The organism is Pseudomonas frederiksbergensis (assembly GCF_017114915.1).
Taxonomy (GTDB): Bacteria; Pseudomonadota; Gammaproteobacteria; order Pseudomonadales; family Pseudomonadaceae; genus Aquipseudomonas; species Aquipseudomonas frederiksbergensis_I.
This window is the reverse complement of record NZ_JAAUOE010000015.1, coordinates 1-22,518: the sequence shown is the minus strand read 5'-3', so window position 1 is coordinate 22,518 and position 22,518 is coordinate 1. Positions and strand designations below refer to the sequence as shown.

Genomic DNA, 22,518 nt, shown 5'->3' with positions numbered 1-22,518 from the left:
ACCGCAGCTATCGGCAACAGAGAGAAACCCTATCGTGACCCTTCGCAAGTACCAGAACCACACACCGCTGCTGGGCAAAGGCGCCTTTGTCGACGGCTCGGCGGTGGTGATCGGCGACGTTGAAATCGGCGAAGACAGCTCCGTCTGGCCGCTGACAGTGATCCGCGGCGACATGCATCGCATCCGTATCGGTGCGCGCACCAGCGTGCAGGACGGCTGCGTGTTGCACATCACTCACGCCGGGCCATTCAACCCCAATGGCTTTCCGTTACTGATCGGCGACGATGTGACCATCGCGCATAAAGTCATGCTTCATGGTTGCGCCGTGGGCAACCGGATTCTGATCGGCATGGGCAGCATCGTCATGGACGGTGCGGTGGTCGAGGACGATGTGATCATCGGTGCCGGCAGCCTGGTGCCACCGGGCAAGCGCCTGGAAAGCGGTTTCCTTTATGTCGGTAGCCCGGTGAAACAGATCCGGCCGCTGACTGACAAGGAAAAAGCCTTTTTCACCTACAGCGCGGCGAACTACGTGAAGCTCAAGGATCTGCATCTGGCCGAAGGCTACGATCAGCACTAAGCCTCTTGATAACGGAAAGCGTCTCGCTATTGCTCAGGAAATTTCATGCATTACCAAACCGTTCTGTTCGACCTCGATGGCACGCTGACCGACCCGCGCGAAGGCATCACCCGTTCCATCCAGTTCGCCCTGAGCAAATTGGGCATTGATGAACCGGACCTGACCAGGCTCGAACATTTCATCGGTCCGCCCTTATTGCAGGCGTTCATGCAGTTCTACGACTTCGACGAGCCTAAGGCCTGGGACGCGGTGAACTTCTATCGTGAGCGCTTCAAGGTCACCGGTCTGTATGAAAACCGGGTGTTCGATGGGGTTACGCCGCTGCTGGAAACCCTCGGTGGGCAAGGGCGACAGCTGTACATCGCGACCTCCAAGCCATGGGTTTTCGCCCGGGAAATCGCCCGGCACTTCGACTTCGCCAAACATTTCAAAGTGATTTACGGCAGTGAGCTGGATGGCACGCGGACCAACAAGGTCGAGCTGATTGCGCACTTGATGGCCGAAGAAGGCCTGGATCCGGCCGATACGCTGATGATTGGCGACCGTAAACACGATCTGATCGGTGCTCGCAGCAACGGGCTGGATGCTGCGGCAGTGGGGTATGGGTTTGGCAGTCGGGAAGAGTTGAGCGCCGAAGCACCGGCGTATCACTTCGAGACGCTGGATGAGTTGCATCAGGCGTTTTTGCCGCGTTGATCAGTGCGCTTTCGCGGGCTTGCCCGCGAATAGGTCTGCTCAGCCACCGGAACTCGTCGATCCCGTCAACGCTTTCAACGCCGCCTTACGCTCCCCAACCGGCAACGCGCCCAACTGCTCCACCGCTGCATAAAACTTCACCCAATCCCCATCGACCTGCTTGAACAACGCTGCAAACGCCGGCACCCATTGGTCATACAAACCAAACGGCAGCAATCGGGCATTGTTCATCGGGGCATTGATCCAGGCGTCATAACGTTTGTTGCCAGCCCATTGGCGGTCGCGCAGCGTCGAGTATTCACGGCGCAATTGTTCGAACTCTGCCGCTTTTCGCTCGCGCATTTGCTCAGCAGAAAGCGGCAGGGCATATAGCCGTTCGAGCCTGGTGCGGGTGTCCAGGATCAACTGGATGAACTGGTCGCGCTGGCGCACCAACGCTCCATCATCCGGCGGCAGGTCTTGGAATGCGCGCCATTGGCGAGTGCCTTCCTGCTCGACGAAGGTGGCGAAGGACTCGTTGAACTCAGTGTCGTCTTTCACATAAAAACGTTGATGGGCGAGTTCATGGAAAATCAGCGTGGCCAACCGCTCGTCGCCCCAACCCATCATCGAGCTCAAAATCGGGTCATTGAACCAACCGAGCGTCGAATAAGCCTCGACGCCGCCGATCGACACGTCCATACCTTGCAAGCGCTGCAGCGCGGCTTCACCGCGGGCAGCGCTCTGGCTGTAAAACCCGCGATAGGCGACGCAGCCAGCGATGGGGAAGCAATGGTTTTGCGGCTTGAGCGAAAACTCCGGCGTGGCAAAAACATTCCAGACTACAAACGGCCGGCCGATGTCGGCGTACAAGCGGTAGCTCTGGTTGTCCGGCAGATGCAGGTGTTGGCTGGCGAATGTCCGGGCCTTTTGTGATTGGGCCAGATGCGCGCGCAATTGCTGATCGCGGCCGGGATCGGCAATCACTTTGGCAACCGGCTCCCGAGCCCGCAGCAAGTGCAGCTGACCACTGGCCAACTGGCCGTAATAGCTGACGCTCGCGCAGCCGTTGAGCAACAAAAGAATCGCACCCGGAAACAAAATGCGTAAAACGCGATCAAGTAACCCAAGGCTTGGACACGGCCTGATCAAAATAAAAAAATCCCTGGAAAGTCTGCCCGCAAGACTATCCCGCCTATTGGAGCTCCGCTATGCGCAAGTTGATGCTGACGGGAGGCCTGCTGATGCTGGCCGGTTGTGCCGGATTGCCCACCCCTGATCCTTCGCAGGCCTGGATCGATCTGGATTCACGGCAGGAAGACACCGCGCTGCAAGCGCTGGAAGTCGATAACAAGGCTTCCATCGACAAGCGTTACTTCGAGGTACAGCCCGGCAGCCATGAGCTGAAGGTTCGCTACTTGTTCGCGGTCCAGCCGACCAACATTGGTCCCGATGCCGAGCCGTTGTGGCGCGATTGCCGGTTGAATGTGAAATTCAAGGACTTCAACGCTGGTCAGCGGTATCAGCTGCAAGCGGGGAATATCGGCTTTCGGCCATGGGCAAAGCTCTATGATCAGCAGCGAAAAGTGATTGGACAGGGCAAGCCGGCGGGCTGCCAACGCACCTGATCGGCGCTATGCTGAATGACCAGTCCTTGGGATATTGATCATGCGCAGGTTGTTGCTGTTACTCGCTGCAGGTGCCTTTGTCGGCTGCGCGAGTCCGTTGCCGGCGGTCGATCCGCAGATGGCCTGGATCGACTTTGCTACGCCGAGCCCCGGCGGGAAACTGTTGATGGCCGATCGGCTGGACAACCAGCGGTTGAGCGACGGGCGTTACTTTCAGGTCACTCCGGGTAGCCATGAGCTGAGAGTGCGCTTCGATTTTGAGGTCTACGGCGGGGGCTCGGGCTTGATGAACGCTCCGCTGGAGCGGTTGTGCTACCTGAGCATCAAGTACGACCATTTCGAGGCCGGCCAGCGTTATCTGCTGGAAGCTCGCTCCCTGGCGTTCACCCCCAGCGCCCGGCTGTACAACGCCAAGCGGGAGATCGTCGCTGAAGATTGGCAGAGCAACTGCGTCATATGAGGCGAATCAACTGTCATTTTTTTGGTAGATGATTTTCTTCGTGCCGTTTTCGCACGTGCCGACCACCATGTTCTGATCATGTACTTCGTCGTTGGTGACGATTTCCAGGGTGTAGGACGAGACGTTGTTAGCCTGGATCTTGGCTTCGATCTCGGCCTTGAGTTCCTCACAGGATTTCGGTTGAGCGAGGGCCGATGTGGCCAGCGTGCAACAGATAACCGCCAAGGCAAAACGTTTCATGGTTGAAGCTCCCTTGAGGCAGCGCGCACGGTGATGCGCTGAAGCTGCTGTCATTTATTCGACCACAGTTTTGCCAATCGGGTTTGTCACCGTTAAAAAAAGATCGCAGCTTTCAGCAGCTACATGAATCGAGTGACCTGTGTCGAAGGCTGCGATCTTTTATCGGTTTAGCTGACCAACGTCGCATCCAGGCTGATTTTCGCATTCAGCACCTTGGACACCGGGCAGCCCTCTTTGGCCTTGTTACTCAGTTCCTCGAATTGCGCCTGGGTCGCCCCGGGGATTTTCGCCTTGAGGATCAGTTTCACTGCGGTGATTGCAAAACCCCCGTCTACCTGGTCCAGAGTGACTTCGGCATTGGTGTCGATGCTGTCGGCCTTGAGGCCGGCCTCGCCGAGAATCATTGAAAACGCCATGGAGAAACAGCCTGCGTGGGCCGCGCCGATCAGCTCTTCCGGGTTGGTGCCTTTACCGCCTTCGAAACGGGCCTTGAAGCCGTAGGGCGCTTCTCTGAGTACACCGGTCTCCGTGGAAATCGAGCCGATGCCGGTCTTCAGATCACCTTCCCAATGAGCCGATGCTTTCTTTGTGATAGCCATGTCTACCTCCTCAAAATCCGGCGCTAAACGTCGCGCCTTCGTGGTTTTTCGGTTACCAGGGTTCTGAGGATAGACCGTCGGGCAAAGTTCACCTCATCTGATCGGTCCTCTAATTGCGTAGGAATTTTGTCTCTCCTATTGAAACTCGGGTATATGCCCTCATTGCAGAGAACACGCTTATAGACTCGGCAGGTTTTCGTTCGTGAAAGAACCTGCTTACCCATTGGAGAAGCAGGTTTATGAAACGACTGTCTGAGATCAAGTTTTCGACCCTCGATCTGGTGCCCGTGCGAGAGAACGGCAGTGCGGCCCAGTCCCTGCGCAATTCCCTGGATCTGGCGCAGCACGTCGAAAAATTTGGCTATAACCGCTTCTGGGTCGCCGAACACCACAACATGGACGGGATCGCCAGTTCGGCGACCTCGGTTTTGCTGGGGTATCTGGCCGGCGGCACTTCGACCATTCGTGTCGGCTCGGGCGGTGTGATGCTGCCCAATCACGCGCCGCTGGTGATCGCCGAGCAGTTCGGTACCCTTGAAAGTCTGTATCCAGGCCGGATCGACCTGGGACTGGGGCGCGCACCTGGCTCTGATCAGATGACCGCCCGCGCCTTGCGTCGTGAACGCTCCGGCAGCGCCGACGACTTCCCGCAAGACGTGGCCGAGTTGATGCGCTACCTCGGCCCACGCACGCCGGATCAGCGGATCATTGCCATGCCGGGTACCGGCACCAATGTCCCGGTCTGGTTGCTGGGTTCGAGCCTGTTCAGTGCACAACTGGCTGGTGAGCGCGGTTTGCCCTACGCCTTCGCCTCACATTTCGCACCGCGTTTCATGCATGAGGCGATTCGCGTCTATCGCAACCACTTCAAGCCTTCAACGGTGTTGGATAAACCTTACGTGATGCTTGGTGTGCCGCTGGTGGCCGCAGACACCGATGAGCAGGCCGATTATCTGGCAACTTCGGTCTACCAGCGGATTCTTGCGTTGATGCGTGGCCAGAGCCTGGTGCAACGCCCACCCGTGAAGACCATGGACGGGCTGTGGCTGCCCCATGAGAAAGAAGCGGTGGGTGATTTCCTGGGGTTGGCCATGGTCGGCAGCCCGCAGAAAATCCGCGCCAAGCTTGAGGTGCTGATCGAACAGACCCAGGCGGATGAGCTGATTTTTACCTGTGACCTGTACGAACATGCCGATCGCGTGCGCTCCTATGAGCTGCTGGCGCAGGTCATGAAGGGCTGACGTTCAAGCACCCACAAAAAAGCCGACACCACTGCGTCGGCTTTTTCATTCTCGAGAGCGGTCAGCCCTGCTTGTAGACGATTTGCTTGGAGCCCTTTTCGCAGATGCCGACGACTTTTCCGTCAGCGGCAGTCCCTTTATCCACGATCTCCAGTGTGTAATTGGCGATGCCCTTGGCATCCAGTTTTGCTGCGATTTCGGCTTTCAGCTCTTCGCACGGCTTGCCCTGGGCAAAGGCTGTTCCCGCAAGGCTCAACAAACCTGCTGCCAGAATAAACTTCTTCATGGGTTGCACTCCCTGGTCGGATCAATAGAGGGAGGGCATCCAGCCACCGACCGGATGCGCTCACCATGTGGCGCTTTGCCGTTTCCTATGGCATTCGGCCGACGCGCAAGTTCAGAAGACTGGCCCAAACTCAGCTACTGGCAATCCGGAATCCGACTTTGAGCGTCACCTGGAAGTGTGCTGCCTTGCCGTCCTTGATATGCCCGCGGGTTTCGGTCACTTCAAACCATTCCATGTACTTGAGGCTTTTGTTGGCTTCGGCCAGGGCGTTGTTGATGGCGTCTTCAATGCTGCTGGTGGACGAGCCGACCAGTTCGACTTTCTTGTAAGTGTGATGGTCAGTCATGGCGTTCTCCTTGAGGTGTGAACTACAGCCTAGCAGCGATTTTTCGTATTTCTTCTGTCGACCAATCCGTAGTGACAATCAGATTTACTGCACTTTCTCGAACCCCTGAAGTCCCAATCAACACACGTCACTCATCAACAATGCAGGAGAGCCACCATGGCCAACACGTCGTTACGCAAAGCCTCATTGCAAAGCATGGAAGCCGAGATCGAGAGTCTGTTGAAATCGTTGGAAAGCCTGAAGGACGACGCCTCGGACGAGTCGCGTAGAACCCTTAAAACGCTGAAAAGCAACGCCGAGAACGCGCTGAAACACTCACGCCATCTGCTCGCCGATGCCTATGAAGAGGTCAAGGTCAAAACCCGTGAAACCGGGATCGCGACCCGTGACTACGCCCAGGAACACCCTTGGACTACAGCCGGTGTCGCCGTCGGTGCGTTGGGCTTGCTCGCCGCCTACTTATTGTTCAAGCGCGGTCATTAAGGTGTCTGGTGCAGTTCGTTTTTAAGCCACTGCGCCAACTGCCGGGCGCGCCCGTCTGCGGCGCGCTTGGGTAGCCACAGCGCCAGTTGCGCCGGGGTTTCACAGAAACCCCACGGCGCAACCAGGCGGCCGGCCTTCAAGTCTTCGGCCACCAGCGGCTCAGGCGCAATCGCCACACCGAGCCCGGCCACTGCGGCTTCCAGCAAATAATACAAATGCTCGAAACCCTGACCGTACTTCAGCGTCTTGTCATCGAGGCCGCTTTGCTGTGCCCAGCTCGGCCAGGCTTGCGGGCGTGAGGTGGTGTGCAGCAAGGGTTCGGTCAACAGTGCGCTTGCCGGTGCCCCTTGCAGCCTTTCGTACCCGGCGAATCGTGGGCTCATCACCGGGCCGATTCGTTCACTGGCCAATTCGTAGACCTGCATGTCCGCCGGCCATGGCGGCTCGGCAAACACCAGCAGGGCATCCAGACCGGGCCGCCGTGGATCGAGATCGCCTTCGCCAGCCGACAGGTGCAAGCGCAGATCCGGCAGGTCCGCGTTTAGCCGCCCCAGACGCGGAATGAACCAGCGCGCCAGCAGGCTGCCCGAACAGCCGAGCACGAACGGCGCATCGGCGGTGCTTTGGGTCAATTCGGCGCAAACACTGCGCAAACGCTCGAAGGCTTCACCGCTGGCATCGCGTAAACGAACGCCGGCATCTGTGAGTTTCAGGCCGCGGCCATCCTTGATGAACAGACTCACGCCAAGGTGTTCTTCCAGCACCTTGAGTTGCCGGCTGACCGCGCCATGAGTGACGTGCAGCTGTTCGGCAGCCTGACTGACGCTGTTCAGGCGGGCAGTGGCTTCGAAGGCGCGAAGAGCGTTCAGCGGGGGAAGGTCATGGCTCATGATATCTGTGAGTTTTCCTGACAGGTTGCGGCGATCTTATCGGTTTTCAGCGTGGGATGTCAGGGGTAGAGTGAACCCCATCGTCACCTCTCGAAATACAACTGGAGCGACCCATGACCCAGACTAATCTGCGCAACGGCCCCGACGCCAACGGCCTCTTCGGCGCGTTCGGTGGCCGCTACGTCGCCGAAACCCTGATGCCGTTGATCCTCGATCTGGCCCGCGAATACGAAGCGGCCAAGGAAGATCCGGCTTTCAAAGAAGAATTGGCCTACTTCCAGCGTGATTACGTCGGACGTCCAAGCCCGCTGTATTTCGCCGAGCGTCTGACAGAGTTCTGCGGCGGCGCGAAGATTTACCTCAAGCGCGAAGAGCTGAACCATACCGGCGCACACAAGATCAACAACTGCATCGGCCAGATCCTGCTGGCACGACGCATGGGCAAGAAACGCATCATCGCCGAGACCGGCGCCGGCATGCACGGTGTGGCAACCGCCACCGTGGCCGCGCGTTTCGGTCTGGACTGCGTGATCTACATGGGCACCACCGACATCGAGCGCCAGCAGGCCAACGTGTTCCGCATGAAGCTGCTCGGCGCCGAAGTGATCCCGGTAGTCGCCGGCACCGGCACCCTGAAAGACGCGATGAACGAGGCCCTGCGTGACTGGGTCACCAACGTCGACAGCACCTTCTACCTGATCGGCACCGTGGCCGGCCCGCACCCTTATCCAGCCATGGTTCGCGACTTCCAGGCCGTTATCGGCAAAGAAACCCGTGAGCAGATGCAAGCCCAGGAAGGTCGTCTGCCAGACAGCCTGGTGGCGTGTATCGGCGGTGGTTCCAATGCCATGGGCTTGTTCCACCCGTTCCTCGACGACAAGAGCGTTGAGATCATTGGCGTCGAAGCGGCCGGCTACGGCATCGAAACCGGCAAGCACGCGGCCAGCCTGAACGGTGGCGTACCGGGCGTGCTGCACGGCAACCGTACGTTCCTGTTGCAGGACGACGACGGCCAGATCATCGACGCGCACTCGATTTCCGCGGGCCTCGATTATCCGGGCATCGGCCCTGAGCACGCCTGGTTGCATGACATTGGCCGCGTCCAGTACACCTCGGTGACCGACGATGAAGCTCTCGACGCCTTCCACAAATGCTGCCGCCTGGAAGGGATTATTCCTGCACTGGAAAGCGCCCATGCCTTGGCCGAAGTGTTCAAGCGCGCACCGACCCTGCCCAAAGATCACCTGATGGTGGTCAACCTGTCCGGCCGTGGCGACAAAGACATGCAAACCGTGATGCACCATATGGAACAGTCCAAGCAGGAGAAACACTAATGAGCCGCCTGCAAACGTGTTTTGCCGAACTCAAGGAACAGAACCGCGCCGCCCTGGTGACTTTCGTGACCGCCGGTGACCCGAGCTACGATACGTCCCTGGCGATCCTCAAAGGTTTGCCCGGTGCTGGCGCTGACGTGATCGAGTTGGGCATGCCCTTCACCGATCCGATGGCCGACGGCCCGGCGATCCAGCTGGCTAACATTCGTGCCTTGGGCGCCAAACAGAACCTGGCGAAAACCCTGCAAATGGTTCGCGAGTTCCGCGAAGGCAACAGCGAGACGCCGCTGGTGCTGATGGGTTACTTCAACCCGATTCACATGTACGGCGTGCCGCGTTTCATTGCTGAGGCCAAAGAAGCCGGTGTCGATGGCCTGATCGTGGTCGACATGCCGCCGGAGCATAACGCTGAATTGTGCGACCCGGCACAGGCGGCGGGCCTGGACTTCATCCGTCTGACCACGCCGACGACTGACGACGCGCGTCTGCCGACCGTTCTGAACGGCAGCTCCGGTTTTGTTTACTACGTGTCGGTGGCGGGTGTGACCGGTGCGGGGGCGGCGACTCTGGAACATGTCGAAGAGGCCGTCACCCGTCTGCGTCGCCATACCGATCTGCCGATCAGCATCGGCTTCGGTATTCGTACACCGGAGCAGGCAGCGTCTATCGCGCGTCTGGCCGATGGTGTGGTGGTGGGCTCGGCATTGATCGATCACATCGCTAATGCCTCAACGCCGGATCAGGCTGTAGAGGGCGTACTCAGCCTGTGTGCGGCCTTGTCCGACGGCGTGCGTAAAGCGCGGGTCAGCTGAAGGTAAGGAGGAATTAGCGCCTCGCGACACAGACTAAACAGCAAGACCGAGGGCTTCAGGACTACGTTCTGAAGCCCTTTTGCTTTCAGGGCAACTCCAATCCGCCCGCTGCCTTGTGCAACTTCCTCAGATGTTCGCCAACCTGTTTCAGGTTGGCTTCATTGGCGGCCATTTCCGCGGCTCGGCTTGGTTCGAGCAGGGCTCTGACTTCTTTATCGAGATCCCCGGTCAGCACTTGAAGCTGCTTCTGGCGCAGGCTGCTTTCCGACTCCAGGCGTGTCCATTCATTCGGCTGCGGCAAACCGTAGCCACCGGTGCCGAGCAGTTCGGCCGGGCGGCTGAGGAAGCCGCTGTTGGCGAGAATCTGCTTCAAGGTCGCATTGGCCTTATCCATGCTGCCGTTGTTCAATTCCTGAGCGCCCAGATAGCGTTGTTTCACTTCGTCCTGGGCCAGCACCATCTGCTGACGGAAACTGGCCTGCTCCAGCAACAGCAATGCCGCGCTGGTGCGCAGATCAGCCTGGTCAATCCATTTGCGGCGCTCATCAGCTTTCAATGCCAGCCAGTCTTCAACCTTTGCTTGCTTGATCGGCAAATGCTTCTTCAGCACTTCGAACATCGCTTGATAACGCTCGCGGAAGGAGTCGAAGCGATAGCCCAGGCGTAACGCTTCGCGGGGATCATCCAGTACGCTGGTGTCCGCCAGCCCGCGCCCCTTGAGCACTTCCAGCAAGCCGTTGGGCATGATGCTGTCGAGCCCTGTCAGTTGCGCATTATTGCTGCCACTGCGCAGAAGTTTCAGGCTTTCCACTGCACAGTTGTTGGACAGGAAGAAGTAATTGCCATCGTAACTCCAGTGCATCTCGGCAGCGTGCTCCACCACGTCTTCGATCTCGCTGCGCGACAGGTTCAGCGGCACTGAGGCCAGGCTGCGCAGTTCGGTCTTGGTGTATTCGTCGATCACCTGGGCCAGCGGCAGGACAAACAAACGCGATGGGTATTTGCCCACCAGCCCATCCCAGCTCGACAGCTGTACGTCACCGACGAAGGCGCGGTAGGACAGCACCAAATGTTGATCCAGATCGAGACGGCAATCCGGCCCGCGAGGCCGACCTGGTGCGCAGATCACCAGTCGCAGCATGCTGTGGCCCCAGCGGCTGACCCAGTTCTGGTTGGCTTCCGCCAGCAGATAGTCGACGGCGTAAACCCGCTCTGGATCGACCTGACCCAAGGGTTGCTTGGCGAAGTCGTTACCGGCATTGAGGAAGGCGAATGATTGGGCGCACGCATCCTTGGCGGCGGGTGCCCAGCCGAAGTGTTCTTTGTAGTAGCGGTACAGTGCAGGGCGGCGGCAGGCGTAGCTTGAGTCCAGGAGAAAGTACTCCATGTTGACCGCGACGAACTCCTTCGGGCTGCTCGTCTCGTAGATGTCCGGACTGCGGGCAATCTGCCGGTTGTGCTGTTCACGTTCACCGCGCCGACCGACGTATTGCGGCCAGCCGGCCAGATCCAGCAGGCGAGGGTCATCGCTGAGGGTCCAGCGTCGCGCCGTCTGCCCGCGGCATTGATCCGGGATGCCGATCGGACCGGAGCTGCTGTTGCGTTGCGTGCAGCGCTGGATCAGCGTGCGCTCGGCGTCTGGCCACAGGTGCGCGCGGTCATAAATATGGGTGAGTTCGTGCAGCACCGTGGCGAGCATTTCCCGGCGCACGGTGCCGTGGGGGCGATACGTTTTTTGGGTCGCGGCGCTGCCGTCGGTGAGGCTGGCGAGCAGCTTGCGATTCAGGTCGAGCTCGGACACCAGCGACGCCTGGCCGTAGGCATCGCTCGGCATGTCGTCGGTCCAGCCAACGTCGATGCGCCGGTCCAGTTGCTCGATGAAGCGCGGCGGTAACGCCTGCATGGCTTCATCGAGCAGTGCCTGGCTGGCCTGCTGTTGCGCGGGGCTCAGGCCGTCGGTCTTGAGTCGTAATTGCAGGCCGGCCTGAGCTGTGTTGCCAAGCAGCAACACAACCCCGGCCAGCAACCAGGCGCCTAGTGACTTCACAGTGCGAGGATGGCTTCGGCGAGAACCTGATCACTGGCGTCGCGGGCTTCCGGTACGCGGGTGCGCAAGGTGTCGAAGGCCGCTTCCAGGTGTGCACCGCGGATTTCACCCTCGCTGGCGACGAAACTGGCCGCATCGTCGTGGGCTTCACGGACGATCTTCGAATCGCGGATGGACGTGGTGGTATCGGAAGTGAAATCAAGCGAGCGCTGGGAGGCACGAATGATGATGTTACTGGTGGCTACCAGGGTGTGCGCCTGGGCCACGTCGGCCAATAACAGCAGGCCAAGGGTGGCAGCAATCAGCGGGCTACGCATGGAATGACTCCGGAGAAACAAGGGATAACTATTGGACGAGAATTGCCTGCGCCAGTTCAAGGTCGCTGGCATGAAGTTTTGGCTGGATCCGGTGTAGGTAGATCAAGGCGGACTCCAGTTGCGCGCCTCGCAGTTGGCCGTCACTGGCAATGAACGCTGCAGCGTCATCCCGGGCGGCGATCAGCCGTTTGTGGTCGAAGGGCGCGGAGGTCACCATGCTGCTGGCGTAACCACTGGCTACGGTGCCTTGTGTAGACAGGTTGAAAGCGTCGAAGGCATGGGCCGAACCCGACCAGCAGGCCGCGAGAAAAACCGGAGTGATCAACAGGCTTGAAAGAAAACGCATGAGGCTCGATAGCTGAAAGCGAGCCCCAAGGCTAGCGCAATGCCCGGGCTAGAGCCAGCGCCGAAACAATGGGACACGACGGGCGTGTCCCGGTTCAGCACAGTTGTTTAGATCGTCAGGATGGCCTGGGCCAGCTGTGCGTCAGTCGCATTCAGTTGTGGAGCCTGTTGGCGGATATGGTCGAGTGCGCTTTCCAGTTTCACGCCGCGGATGGCACCTTCACTGGCAACGAAGCTGGCCGCGTCGTCACGGGCAGCACGGACGATTTTGTCGTCGCGAAAGGAGGATGAGACATCCGAAGTCGCGTCGGAGGAGGCCTTCAGGCCACCCACGATGGAGTCGGTGGTCACGATAAAGCTGGTGGCGTGGGCATTGGCAGCCATGGCAAGCAGGGCGGCAGCGCTGAGCAGACGAAGACGAGACATGAAATAGCTCCTTTGGATGGACCGATTGAGAGGTGGCGCAGGATCAGATGCCTGTCGTAAAGCGCTCGCCACGTTCTTTCTGGATATTAGGCCTGTGCACATCAGTTAGAACAGTCCCGTCTGTTAATGAAGAGAAATAACGTATTTAAACTGTGATGGTAATTTTTCTTTTTGATAAAACTGTACCGCTTGGCGGCACAAGCCCAAATATGAAGCTCCAAAACGACAAAACCCGTCGTGGTTTCCCACGACGGGTTCTGTTTGTTCAATTCGGGTTGCTGGCGGTGGACCCGTTGGGATCAGAGCCAGCGACGCTGACTTAGCGCCAGAACGGCTTGCTCAGCTCTTCGTAGCGTTGTGCTTCGCTAATCCCGGCGTCAGCCAGCAGACGCGAATCCAGACGAGCCAGTTGATGGCGGCTGGTAATGCGGCGCTGCCACAGCATCAGGTTGGCGATAACGCGCAGAGGCAGGGAAGCCTGGGTTTTTGCAGCAGTATCTTCGAAGAACAGCTCGGAACTGAGTGTACGTTCCATGGTTGACATCCTTCCGCTTATGGCGGGATTAGGTAGTGGTTTAACTTTGACTGATGCCAATGATCCTCTTGTTTGGCCAGTCTCTGTAGATACAGTTCACCTGTATTGTGAGAGACCAGTTAACTGTTAAACGATGGTGTACTGGTCTAATTTGAGGCAACTGTACCTATGCGCACCGTAGTGGTGCGTTTTTGGATGTTTGGCTGGAAAAGGTGGGTAATTACGGTAGGAAAAGACCGGTACAGCAGTACAGTTTTTTGCGAAGTTGGGTGTTGTCAGAGCGAGCTGACGAAACTGTGTTTGCGTCAGCTGTTATCCATATCAATTACACCGCGAGCATGCGCCCGGTTTCTTCCAGGTTCATGTGCCAGCTCAGTGCATCGCGCAGGATGTGCGGGGTGTGTCCACCCACTGCACAAGCAGCGGTGAAGTAATCATTCAAGGCCGGGCGATAGTCCGGGTGAACACAGTTGTCGATGATGACGCGGGCACGCTCGCGCGGCGCCAGGCCACGGAGGTCGGCCAGGCCGATCTCCGTCACGAGAATGTCGACGTCATGTTCTGTGTGGTCGACGTGGCTGACCATAGGCACCACACTGGAAATTGCCCCGCCCTTGGCAATCGACTTGGTGACAAAGATCGCCAGGTGCGCATTGCGCGCAAAGTCGCCCGAACCACCGATGCCATTCATCATCCGCGTGCCGCAGACGTGGGTGGAATTGACGTTGCCGTACAGGTCGAACTCCAGCGCGGTGTTGATGCCGATGATGCCCAGGCGCCGCACCACTTCGGGGTGATTGGAGATTTCCTGGGGGCGCAGCACCAGCTTGTCCTTATAACGCTCCAGATTCCCGAATACATCGGTATTGCGCCGGCTCGACAGGGTGATAGAACTGCCCGAAGCAAAGCTCAGTTTTCCGGCGTCGATCAGATCGAAAGTCGAATCCTGCAGCACTTCGGAGTACATGGTCAGGTCTTCGAACGGCGAGTCGATCAAGCCGCACATCACTGCGTTGGCGATGCTGCCGATACCGGCTTGCAGCGGGCCGAGCTTGTTGGTCATGCGCCCGGCAGCCACTTCTTGCTTGAAGAAGTCGATCAGGTGATCCGCGATGGCCTGGGTGTCGCTATCCGGCGGCAGTACAGTGGACGGCGAGTCGGACTGATCAGTGATCACGATCGCGACGATTTTTTCCGGTGGGATCGGGATGGCGGTACTGCCGATACGATCATCGACCTTCACCAGTGGAATAGGCGTTCGGGTCGGGCGGTAGGTCGGGATATAGATGTCGTGAAGGCCTTCAAGATTCGGATTGTGAGCCAGGTTGATCTCGACGATCACGTGCTTGGCGAAAATCGCGAAGCTGGCCGAGTTCCCTACCGAGGTGGTTGGCACGATATGGCCTTGCTCGGTGATCGCCACGGCTTCGATTACCGCGATGTCCGGCAGCTTGAGTTGCTGGTTGCGCAGTTGCTCTACGGTTTCCGACAGGTGCTGGTCGATGAACATGACTTCGCCGGCATTGATCGCCTTGCGCAGGGTGCTATCCACCTGGAACGGCATGCGTCGTGACAGTACGCCGGCTTCAGTCAGCTGTTTGTCGAGGTCGTTGCCCAGGCTGGCGCCGGTCATCAGGCTGATTTTCAGCGGCGCGACCTTGGCGCGCTCGGCCAGCGCATGGGGCACGGCCTTGGCTTCGCCGGCTCGGGTAAAGCCGCTCATGCCGACGGTCATGCCGTCCTGAATCAGAGCGGCAGCGTCGGCGGCGCTCATCACCTTGTCCAACAATGAAGGCAAGCGAATACGGTCACGGTACATGATTGTTATCTCGGGCAACGGAAGCAAGGTGTGCAGTCTAGTGAATTTGGGCGGTGCCCGTCCCGCTACCAAGGTCGCATTCGAGGCGTCTATTGCGCTGCTTTCAGGTAAAACACCGTTGCAGGAACGGTAATAGACGCAAACAAAAACGCCCCGACGAGTCGGGGCGTTCAAGTTGCCGAAGGTTATTACTCGACGGCTTTAACCATGTCTTCGATGACTTTCTTGGCGTCGCCGAAAACCATCATGGTCTTGTCCAGATAGAACAGTTCGTTGTCCAGGCCGGCATAGCCGCTGGCCATCGAGCGCTTGTTGACGATGATGGTCTTGGCCTTGAATGCTTCGAGAATCGGCATGCCGGCAATCGGCGATTTCGGGTCGTTCTTGGCCGCCGGGTTCACTACGTCGTTGGCGCCGAGCACCAGCACCACGTCGGCCTGACCGAACTCGGAGTTGATGTCTTCCATCTCGAACACCTGGTCGTAAGGCACTTCAGCCTCGGCCAGCAATACGTTCATGTGGCCAGGCATCCGGCCAGCGACCGGGTGAATCGCATACTTCACGGTCACGCCGCGATGGTTCAGCTTCTCGGTCAGCTCTTTCAAGGCGTGCTGCGCGCGAGCCACTGCCAGGCCATAACCTGGAACGATGATCACGGTGTCGGCGTTGGTCAGCAGGAAGGTGGCGTCATCAGCCGAACCGGATTTCACCGGCCGGGCTTCTTTGGAGCCTGCCGGGCCAGCATCCGCAGTGTTGCCGAAGCCGCCGAGCAGCACGTTGAAGAACGAACGGTTCATCGCCTTGCACATGATGTACGAGAGGATCGCACCGGACGAACCCACCAACGAGCCAGCGATGATCAGCATCGAGTTGTTCAGCGAGAAGCCGATACCCGCTGCGGCCCAGCCGGAGTAGCTGTTGAGCATCGACACCACGACAGGCATGTCGGCACCGCCGATCGGGATGATGATCAGCACGCCCATCACGAAGGCCAGGACCAGCATCAGAGCGAATGCGCTGAAGTTGCCGGTCAGCATGAAGGTGACGCCCAATGCCAGCGTCGCCAGACCCAGCAACAGGTTCAGTTTGTGCTGACCGCTGAACTGTACCGGTGCGCCCTGGAACAGGCGGAACCTGTACTTGCCCGACAACTTGCCGAACGCGATCACCGAACCGGAGAAGGTGATTGCACCGATGGCTGCGCCGAGGAACAGCTCCAGACGGTTGCCCGCCGGGATCGAATCCCCCAACTGTTTAACGATGCCCAGCGACTGCGGCTCGACCACGGCGGCGATGGCGATGAACACGGCGGCCATACCGATCATGCTGTGCATGAAGGCGACCAGTTCCGGCATCTTGGTCATTTCAACGCGCTTGGCCATGATCGACCCGGCAGTGCCGCCGACCAGCAGACCCACGATGACGTAACCGATGCCGGCAGTCGCCAGCTCTGCCCCCAGCTTATAAATGAGGCCGACCGTGGTGATGATCGCCAGGGCCATGCCGAGCATGCCGTAGACGTTGCCGCGCCGAGATGTGGTCGGGTGCGACAGGCCTTTGAGGGCCTGGATGAAGCAGATCGACGCGATCAGGTACAGCGTCGTTACCAGATTCATGCTCATTACTTGGGCGCCTCTTCTTTTACGGCTTTCGGGGCTTTTTTCTTGAACATCTCAAGCATTCTGCGAGTCACGAGGAAACCACCGAACACGTTCACGGCCGCCAGAGCCACCGCCAGGGTGCCCATGGTCTTACCCAGTGGGGTCACGGTCAAAGCTGCCGCCAGCATGGCGCCGACGATCACAATCGCCGAAATGGCGTTGGTTACCGCCATCAACGGCGTGTGTAGTGCAGGTGTAACGTTCCAGACCACGTGATAACCGACATAAATTGCCAGCACGAAGATGATCAGGTTGTAGATACCGGGGGAGATAAGCTCTTCCATCGTCTGAATCCCTGCTTAGGCGTTTTTGCGGATGACTTGGCCGTCGCGGCACATCAGGCACGCGGCGACGATGTCGTCTTCGAGGTTTACTTCGAATTGGCCTTCCTTGTTGAAGACCAGCTTCAGGAAGTCCAGCAGGTTGCGTGCGTACAGCGCCGAAGCATCTGCCGCCACCGCACCGGCCAGATTGGTCGGGCCGCAAATGGTCACGCCATTCTCGACGACCACCTGATCGGCCACGGTCAGCGGGCAGTTGCCGCCCTGCGCTGCCGCGAGGTCGATGACCACCGAGCCTGGCTTCATCTGCGCCACGGTTTCGGCACTCAACAGTGTCGGCGCCTTGCGGCCCGGGATCAGGGCCGTGGTGATGACGATGTCAGCCTGCTTGGCGCGTTCGTGCACGGCCAGGGCCTGACGCTGCATCCAGCTGGCCGGCATGGGGCGCGCGTAACCGCCGACACCGACGGCGCATTCGCGCTCTTCATCGGTTTCGTACGGCACATCGACGAATTTCGCCCCCAGGGATTCGATTTGTTCCTTTACCGCAGGACGCACGTCGGAGGCTTCGATCACCGCACCCAGACGTTTCGCCGTTGCGATCGCCTGCAAACCCGCTACGCCAGCGCCGAGAATCAGCACACGCGCCGCTTTCACGGTGCCCGCGGCGGTCATCAGCATCGGCATGAAGCGAGGATAGTAGTGAGCGGCCAGCAACACGGATTTGTAACCGGCGATGTTCGCTTGGGAGGACAGCACATCCAGGCTCTGGGCGCGGGAGGTGCGTGGCGCAGCTTCCAGCGCAAACGCGGTAATGCCGCATTCGGCCAGTTTGGCGATGGTTTCATTGCTGAACGGGTTGAGCATGCCCACCACGACGGTGCCGCTCTTGATCAGCGTCAGTTCGCTGTCGCTGGGGGCGACCACCTTGAGAATCAGCTCGGCACCAAACGCATCGTTGGCGCTGCCAATGGTTGCGCCTGCCGCTTCATAAGCACTGTCGACAACGCTGGCGTTAATGCCGGCGCCGCTTTGAACAGTGACCTTATGACCCTGGCCGATCAGCTTCTTGATGGTTTCCGGGGTTGCAGCAACCCGTGTTTCACCCGTCTGGGTTTCGAGAGGAACACCAATGTGCACGTCAAATCTCCTGCGTGATCTTATTGAGTAAACCCAGGCACTTCGGATGGTGCGGCTGGGGCGGCCGATCAGCACGATCCCGCCAAATCAGGGCGGGGCGCGGCATTTTGCAGGCGAACTTTGTGCCCTTCAAGGGATTATGACGGGTGACGGAAAATTAACTACAAGTCACCCCGTGACCGAATGTCGCACCTCTCCGATAAATCCCTTGCAGGCCGTGGCTTCTAAGGATTCTTGCCAAAATTCAAGAATTTACACATCTGCACGGTGAATAGGTTGTCATTGCTTGCCAATAGAGGCTCAAAGCCACGTACTCAAACGCTTGTGGGACGTTTGTGCTGTTTTCAGTACAGTCTTCCGATATGCGACAAATACTTATATCTGTAGTGCTTTTGTTTTATTGACTACGGAGTCAGCTAATTGGTGTGAGCCTTTATCCTTCTAGGTTGTAGCTATGTGCCTGATTTACCAGCCAATCGCGAAATGCCTTCAAAGAGGCTGATTCGACCTTTCGATCAGGAATCATCAGGTAGTAAGCCTTGATGCTCGATAGTGCTTGAGCATTGGCAATGACCAGACGCTTCTCCGCCAACTCGCGCTGAATCAGGAATGGCGGAATCAGCGCGATCCCCATGTCATGCATCGCCGCTTGGGCGAGCATGGAGAATAGCTCGTAACGCGGTCCTGTCATGTCTCGCGGGATATTCAGGTTCTGGGAGTTGAACCATTGGCGCCAGGCATAAGGGCGAGTGGTCTGTTGCAACAGGGGCAGCTCGGCGATTTCACCGGGGCTCAGGTTGGTTTTTTGGCCCAGCAGCGTGGGGCTGCACACCGGCATCGGATTTTCGCCCATTAGCCTGTGGGATTCGGTACCCGGCCAGTCGGCGTCGCCGAAGTAAATGGCGGCATCGAAGTCGGTGTCGGCAAACAGGAAGGGGCGCGTACGGTTGGTGAGGTTGACCGTCACCTCCGGGTGTTTGTGCTGGAAGTCCTTGAGCCGGGGCAGCAACCATTGAGTGCCGAACGTCGGAACCACCGCCAGTTCGATCGCGTTGGCGCCTTGCTGGCCCATCACTGACAAGGTGTCCCGTTCAACCGCGTCGAGTTGGGTGGCCACTCTGCGGCTGTAGGAAAGCCCGGCTTCTGTCAGTTTCACTCCGCGCCGCGAACGTCGGAACAGTTCGACATTGAGGAACTCTTCGAGACTGGCAATCTGTCGGCAAATCGCTCCCTGAGTGAGAGAAAGCTCCTGGGCAGCCTTGGTAAAGCTCTCGTGGCGCGCTGCCGCTTCAAAGCTGATCAGAGCTGTTGTGCTGGGGATCTTCCTGCGCATGTACGTCAACCTCACTAATGCATCGTATAAAGTCGATTCTGCAACGTTTCGAAGTGAGAAATTAGCACAACAGTATGCAAAATCCTCGTTTGCCGAGACGCCGAACCCGGCCTAGGATCAACCCACGTTATTTGACCCGATTCGAGAGGACTCACTCATGGGCGGTAAAGCTAGCTTCAACTGGATCGATCCACTGCTGCTGGATCAACAGCTCACTGAAGAAGAGCGCATGATTCGCGACACGGCCGAGCAATTCGCTCAGCAGAAGCTCGCGCCGCGTGTTCTTGAAGCTTTCCGTCATGAGAAGACCGACCCGGCGATCTTCCGTGAGATGGGTGAAGTGGGCCTGCTGGGTGCGACTATTCCTGAGCAATACGGTGGCAGCGGCCTGAACTATGTCAGCTACGGCCTGATTGCCCGTGAGGTCGAGCGTGTCGACTCCGGCTATCGCTCGATGATGAGTGTGCAGTCCTCGCTGGTCATGGTTCCGATCAACGAATTCGGTACCGAAGCACAGAAGCAGAAATACCTGCCAAAGCTGGCCTCGGGTGAATGGATCGGTTGCTTCGGTCTGACCGAGCCCAACCACGGTTCCGATCCGGGCGCGATGATTACTCGTGCACGCAAAGTGGAAGGTGGCTACAGCCTCACCGGCAGCAAGATGTGGATCACCAACAGCCCGATCGCTGATGTATTCGTAGTTTGGGCCAAGGACGATGCGGGCGATATTCGCGGCTTTGTACTGGAGAAGGGCTGGAAAGGTCTGAGCGCTCCGGCGATTCATGGCAAGGTTGGCCTGCGTGCATCCATCACCGGCGAGATCGTCATGGACAACGTGTTTGTTCCTGAAGAGAACATCTTCCCGGATGTCCGTGGTTTGAAAGGCCCTTTTACCTGCCTTAACTCGGCACGTTATGGCATTTCCTGGGGCGCACTGGGCGCTGCCGAGTTCTGCTGGCACACCGCTCGTCAGTACACCCTGGATCGTCAGCAGTTTGGTCGTCCATTGGCCGCCACTCAGTTGATCCAGAAGAAGCTGGCCGACATGCAGACCGAAATCACGCTGGCGCTGCAAGGCTGCCTGCGTCTGGGACGTATGAAGGATGAAGGTACTGCTGCGGTCGAGATCACTTCGATAATGAAGCGCAACTCCTGCGGCAAGTCCCTCGACATCGCCCGCATGGCGCGTGACATGCTGGGTGGCAACGGCATCTCCGATGAGTTCGGTGTGGCTCGCCATCTGGTCAACCTGGAAGTGGTGAATACCTATGAAGGTACGCATGACGTCCATGCGCTGATCCTCGGTCGCGCGCAGACCGGCATTCAGGCGTTCTATTAATAGGAGAACGGCCATGGGCGCGCTTTCGCATCTACGAGTACTGGATTTGTCGCGGGTGCTTGCCGGGCCTTGGGCCGGGCAGATCCTGGCGGACCTTGGCGCTGAAGTCATCAAGGTCGAGCGTCCGGGCAATGGCGATGACACGCGCGCCTGGGGGCCTCCGTTCCTTAAAGACGCTTATGGCGAGAATACCAGCGAGGCCGCCTATTACTTGTCCGCCAACCGCAACAAGCAATCGGTGACCATCGACTTCACGCGGCCAGAGGGGCAGCAGTTGGTGCGTGAGTTGGCGGCGAAGTCGGACATTCTCATCGAAAACTTCAAGGTCGGTGGTCTTGCGGCTTATGGGCTGGACTACGAGTCGCTCAAGGTGATCAATCCGAAGCTGATCTATTGCTCGATCACCGGATTTGGTCAGACCGGTCCGTATGCCAAGCGTGCGGGTTATGACTTCATGATCCAGGGGTTGGGCGGTCTGATGAGTTTGACCGGTCGCCCCGAAGGAGATGAAGGTGCGGGGCCGGTGAAAGTCGGCGTGGCGCTGACAGACATTTTGACTGGGCTCTATTCAACGGTAGCGATCCTGGCTGCGCTGGCTCATCGGGATCATGGCGGTGGCGGTCAGCACATTGATATGGCATTGCTGGACGTTCAGGTGGCGTGTCTGGCCAACCAGGCGATGAACTACCTGACTACAGGCATTGCGCCTAAACGCCTGGGCAACGCCCATCCGAATATCGTGCCTTATCAGGACTTTCCTACAGCCGATGGCGACTTCATCCTCACCGTGGGTAATGATGGGCAATTCCGCAAATTTGCGGAGGTGGCCGGGCAACCGCAGTGGGCGGATGATCCGCGCTTTGCGACCAACAAGTTGCGGGTGGCGAATCGGGCGGTACTGATTCCGCTGATCCGCCAGGCGACCGTGTTCAAGACCACTGCTGAATGGGTGATGCAGCTGGAGCAGGCAGGCGTGCCGTGTGGGCCGATCAATGATCTGGCTCAGGTGTTTGCCGATCCTCAGGTTCAGGCTCGTGGGTTGGCTATTGAGCTGCCTCATGCTTTGGCCGGGATCGTACCGCAGGTTGCGAGCCCGATACGCCTGTCCGATACGCCGGTGGAATACCGTAGCGCGCCGCCTCTATTGGGTGAGCACACGCTGGAGGTTCTTCAGCGGATATTGGGTCTGGATGCCGGCGCAGTCGCTGCTTTCAAAGAGGCGGGGGTGCTCTGAAGTCTTCGTCTATATAGAGGAAGTGGTTTCTGCTCTCCCATATAGACGGAAAACGGGCGGTTTCCCGGCTTTTTGCAAGCTATTGATAGAAAAGCCAAATTAGAGGTTGACGGCAGATTCTGGACGTCTATAATTCGCCCCACTTCCGGCGCAGTCGAAACGGAAAACTCCTTGAGATTCAATGAGTTACGCAGTTTTCGGCAGCGAGTTGCTTCAGGTTATCGAGGCCCAGAAGGAGTTGGTAAGGCAGGGTGTTGTCGCCTTATTGACGGTTCGATCTTCTCGGTCGAAAGCGGAGAAAAAGAGGTGTTGACAGCAGCGACTAACGCTGTAGAATTCGCCTCCCGCTAACGAGAGATCGGAAGCGCAAGTGGTTGAAGTTGAAAAGGAAACTTTGAAAACTTCTGAAAATAACCGCTTGACAGCAACAGAGGCTGCTGTAGAATGCGCGCCTCGGTTGAGACGAA

The 22,518-nt window shown here is 58.4% G+C and carries 26 protein-coding genes; 10 read left to right on the top strand and 16 right to left on the bottom strand.

Features of this window, described 5'->3' with window-relative positions; all coding sequences use genetic code 11:
* Positions 1 to 34 precede the first annotated feature (34 nt).
* Together HCU66_RS13260 and HCU66_RS13255 are read left to right on the top strand one after the other, a co-directional pair.
* Positions 35 to 580 (top strand): gamma carbonic anhydrase family protein, encoded by a 546-nt coding sequence (locus HCU66_RS13260; protein WP_205888913.1) that lies wholly within the window; start codon positions 35 to 37, stop codon positions 578 to 580.
* A 45-nt stretch (positions 581 to 625) separates the two neighbouring features.
* Positions 626 to 1,276, top strand: a complete 651-nt coding sequence (locus HCU66_RS13255; RefSeq protein ID WP_205888912.1) for an HAD family hydrolase — start codon at positions 626 to 628, stop codon at positions 1,274 to 1,276.
* A gap of 39 nt (positions 1,277 to 1,315) precedes the next feature.
* Here HCU66_RS13255 and HCU66_RS13250 read toward each other — a convergent pair whose 3' ends face one another.
* Complete coding sequence (locus HCU66_RS13250; protein WP_205888911.1) at positions 1,316 to 2,407, bottom strand: aminopeptidase; 1,092 nt, start codon at positions 2,405 to 2,407, stop codon at positions 1,316 to 1,318.
* Between the two features lie 59 nt (positions 2,408 to 2,466).
* Between HCU66_RS13250 and HCU66_RS13245 the strand changes: the two genes are divergently transcribed.
* A complete protein-coding gene (locus HCU66_RS13245) occupies positions 2,467 to 2,883 on the top strand; it encodes a PA0061/PA0062 family lipoprotein (protein WP_205888910.1) in 417 nt (138 codons plus the stop codon).
* A gap of 40 nt (positions 2,884 to 2,923) precedes the next feature.
* The gene (locus HCU66_RS13240; RefSeq protein ID WP_205888909.1) at positions 2,924 to 3,343 is read left to right on the top strand and encodes a PA0061/PA0062 family lipoprotein; all 420 of its coding nucleotides are present in this window, start codon (positions 2,924 to 2,926) and stop codon (positions 3,341 to 3,343) included.
* Between the two features lie 6 nt (positions 3,344 to 3,349).
* Here the strand turns inward: HCU66_RS13240 and HCU66_RS13235 are convergent, their stop codons facing one another.
* Complete coding sequence (locus HCU66_RS13235; protein WP_205888908.1) at positions 3,350 to 3,583, bottom strand: DUF1161 domain-containing protein; 234 nt, start codon at positions 3,581 to 3,583, stop codon at positions 3,350 to 3,352.
* 167 nt (positions 3,584 to 3,750) lie between these two features.
* Entirely contained in the window at positions 3,751 to 4,182 is a 432-nt protein-coding gene (locus tag HCU66_RS13230) for an OsmC family protein (protein ID WP_007940742.1), read from the bottom strand.
* Between the two features lie 239 nt (positions 4,183 to 4,421).
* Here HCU66_RS13230 and HCU66_RS13225 point away from each other — a divergent pair, with 239 nt between their 5' ends.
* Complete coding sequence (locus tag HCU66_RS13225) at positions 4,422 to 5,423, top strand: LLM class flavin-dependent oxidoreductase (protein ID WP_205888907.1); 1,002 nt, start codon at positions 4,422 to 4,424, stop codon at positions 5,421 to 5,423.
* A 61-nt stretch (positions 5,424 to 5,484) separates the two neighbouring features.
* On the opposite strand, the gene HCU66_RS13220 is transcribed toward HCU66_RS13225, so the two are convergent.
* Together HCU66_RS13220 and HCU66_RS13215 are read right to left on the bottom strand one after the other, a co-directional pair.
* Positions 5,485 to 5,709, bottom strand: a complete 225-nt coding sequence (locus tag HCU66_RS13220) for a DUF1161 domain-containing protein (RefSeq protein WP_205888906.1) — start codon at positions 5,707 to 5,709, stop codon at positions 5,485 to 5,487.
* A gap of 130 nt (positions 5,710 to 5,839) precedes the next feature.
* The gene (locus HCU66_RS13215) at positions 5,840 to 6,055 is read right to left on the bottom strand and encodes a dodecin (RefSeq protein WP_007940746.1); all 216 of its coding nucleotides are present in this window, start codon (positions 6,053 to 6,055) and stop codon (positions 5,840 to 5,842) included.
* 156 nt (positions 6,056 to 6,211) lie between these two features.
* Here HCU66_RS13215 and HCU66_RS13210 point away from each other — a divergent pair, with 156 nt between their 5' ends.
* Positions 6,212 to 6,538: an ElaB/YgaM/YqjD family protein gene (locus tag HCU66_RS13210; RefSeq protein WP_205888905.1), complete on the top strand. Its 327-nt coding sequence runs from the start codon at positions 6,212 to 6,214 to the stop codon at positions 6,536 to 6,538.
* Here the strand turns inward: HCU66_RS13210 and HCU66_RS13205 are convergent.
* Complete coding sequence (locus tag HCU66_RS13205; RefSeq protein ID WP_205888904.1) at positions 6,535 to 7,428, bottom strand: LysR family transcriptional regulator; 894 nt, start codon at positions 7,426 to 7,428, stop codon at positions 6,535 to 6,537. The genes HCU66_RS13210 and HCU66_RS13205 overlap by 4 nt on opposite strands.
* A 113-nt stretch (positions 7,429 to 7,541) precedes the next feature.
* Here HCU66_RS13205 and trpB point away from each other — a divergent pair, with 113 nt between their 5' ends.
* A complete protein-coding gene (trpB, locus tag HCU66_RS13200) occupies positions 7,542 to 8,762 on the top strand; it encodes a tryptophan synthase subunit beta (protein WP_205888903.1) in 1,221 nt (406 codons plus the stop codon).
* The gene (gene trpA, locus HCU66_RS13195) at positions 8,762 to 9,574 is read left to right on the top strand and encodes a tryptophan synthase subunit alpha (protein ID WP_205888902.1); all 813 of its coding nucleotides are present in this window, start codon (positions 8,762 to 8,764) and stop codon (positions 9,572 to 9,574) included. Before trpB ends, trpA begins: the two co-directional genes overlap by 1 nt.
* Positions 9,575 to 9,659: 85 nt before the next feature.
* Here the strand turns inward: trpA and HCU66_RS13190 are convergent, their stop codons facing one another.
* The 10 genes from HCU66_RS13190 to HCU66_RS13145 form a co-directional block, all read right to left on the bottom strand.
* Positions 9,660 to 11,621: a DUF7844 domain-containing protein gene (locus HCU66_RS13190; protein ID WP_205888901.1), complete on the bottom strand. Its 1,962-nt coding sequence runs from the start codon at positions 11,619 to 11,621 to the stop codon at positions 9,660 to 9,662.
* Entirely contained in the window at positions 11,618 to 11,938 is a 321-nt protein-coding gene (locus tag HCU66_RS13185; RefSeq protein ID WP_205888900.1) for a DUF2388 domain-containing protein, read from the bottom strand. The genes HCU66_RS13190 and HCU66_RS13185 overlap by 4 nt, the downstream gene beginning before the upstream one ends.
* 28 nt (positions 11,939 to 11,966) lie before the next feature.
* On the bottom strand, positions 11,967 to 12,284 hold the full coding sequence (locus HCU66_RS13180; protein WP_205888899.1) for a DUF2388 domain-containing protein: 318 nt from the start codon (positions 12,282 to 12,284) through the stop codon (positions 11,967 to 11,969).
* 107 nt (positions 12,285 to 12,391) lie between these two features.
* Positions 12,392 to 12,709, bottom strand: coding sequence for a DUF2388 domain-containing protein (locus HCU66_RS13175; protein WP_105342757.1), 318 nt, complete (start codon positions 12,707 to 12,709; stop codon positions 12,392 to 12,394).
* A gap of 319 nt (positions 12,710 to 13,028) precedes the next feature.
* Positions 13,029 to 13,244 carry a DUF1127 domain-containing protein gene (locus HCU66_RS13170; protein ID WP_008018491.1) on the bottom strand — a complete coding sequence of 72 codons (216 nt, stop codon included), beginning with the start codon at positions 13,242 to 13,244 and terminating at the stop codon, positions 13,029 to 13,031.
* 325 nt (positions 13,245 to 13,569) lie between these two features.
* Positions 13,570 to 15,063 carry an acetyl-CoA hydrolase/transferase family protein gene (locus HCU66_RS13165; protein WP_205888898.1) on the bottom strand — a complete coding sequence of 498 codons (1,494 nt, stop codon included), beginning with the start codon at positions 15,061 to 15,063 and terminating at the stop codon, positions 13,570 to 13,572.
* A 188-nt stretch (positions 15,064 to 15,251) separates the two neighbouring features.
* Complete coding sequence (locus HCU66_RS13160; RefSeq protein WP_205888897.1) at positions 15,252 to 16,685, bottom strand: NAD(P)(+) transhydrogenase (Re/Si-specific) subunit beta; 1,434 nt, start codon at positions 16,683 to 16,685, stop codon at positions 15,252 to 15,254.
* Complete coding sequence (locus HCU66_RS13155; protein WP_003187010.1) at positions 16,685 to 17,008, bottom strand: NAD(P) transhydrogenase subunit alpha part 2; 324 nt, start codon at positions 17,006 to 17,008, stop codon at positions 16,685 to 16,687. The genes HCU66_RS13160 and HCU66_RS13155 overlap by 1 nt, the downstream gene beginning before the upstream one ends.
* Before the next feature lie 15 nt (positions 17,009 to 17,023).
* Positions 17,024 to 18,145, bottom strand: a complete 1,122-nt coding sequence (locus HCU66_RS13150) for a Re/Si-specific NAD(P)(+) transhydrogenase subunit alpha (protein ID WP_205888896.1) — start codon at positions 18,143 to 18,145, stop codon at positions 17,024 to 17,026.
* 433 nt (positions 18,146 to 18,578) lie between these two features.
* Complete coding sequence (locus HCU66_RS13145; protein ID WP_205888895.1) at positions 18,579 to 19,478, bottom strand: LysR family transcriptional regulator; 900 nt, start codon at positions 19,476 to 19,478, stop codon at positions 18,579 to 18,581.
* Between the two features lie 157 nt (positions 19,479 to 19,635).
* Between HCU66_RS13145 and HCU66_RS13140 the strand changes: the two genes are divergently transcribed.
* On the top strand, positions 19,636 to 20,817 hold the full coding sequence (locus tag HCU66_RS13140) for an acyl-CoA dehydrogenase (RefSeq protein ID WP_205888894.1): 1,182 nt from the start codon (positions 19,636 to 19,638) through the stop codon (positions 20,815 to 20,817).
* Positions 20,818 to 20,830: 13 nt separating this feature from the next.
* Positions 20,831 to 22,051, top strand: a complete 1,221-nt coding sequence (locus tag HCU66_RS13135) for a CaiB/BaiF CoA transferase family protein (protein ID WP_205888893.1) — start codon at positions 20,831 to 20,833, stop codon at positions 22,049 to 22,051.
* Positions 22,052 to 22,518: the final 467 nt, after the last annotated feature.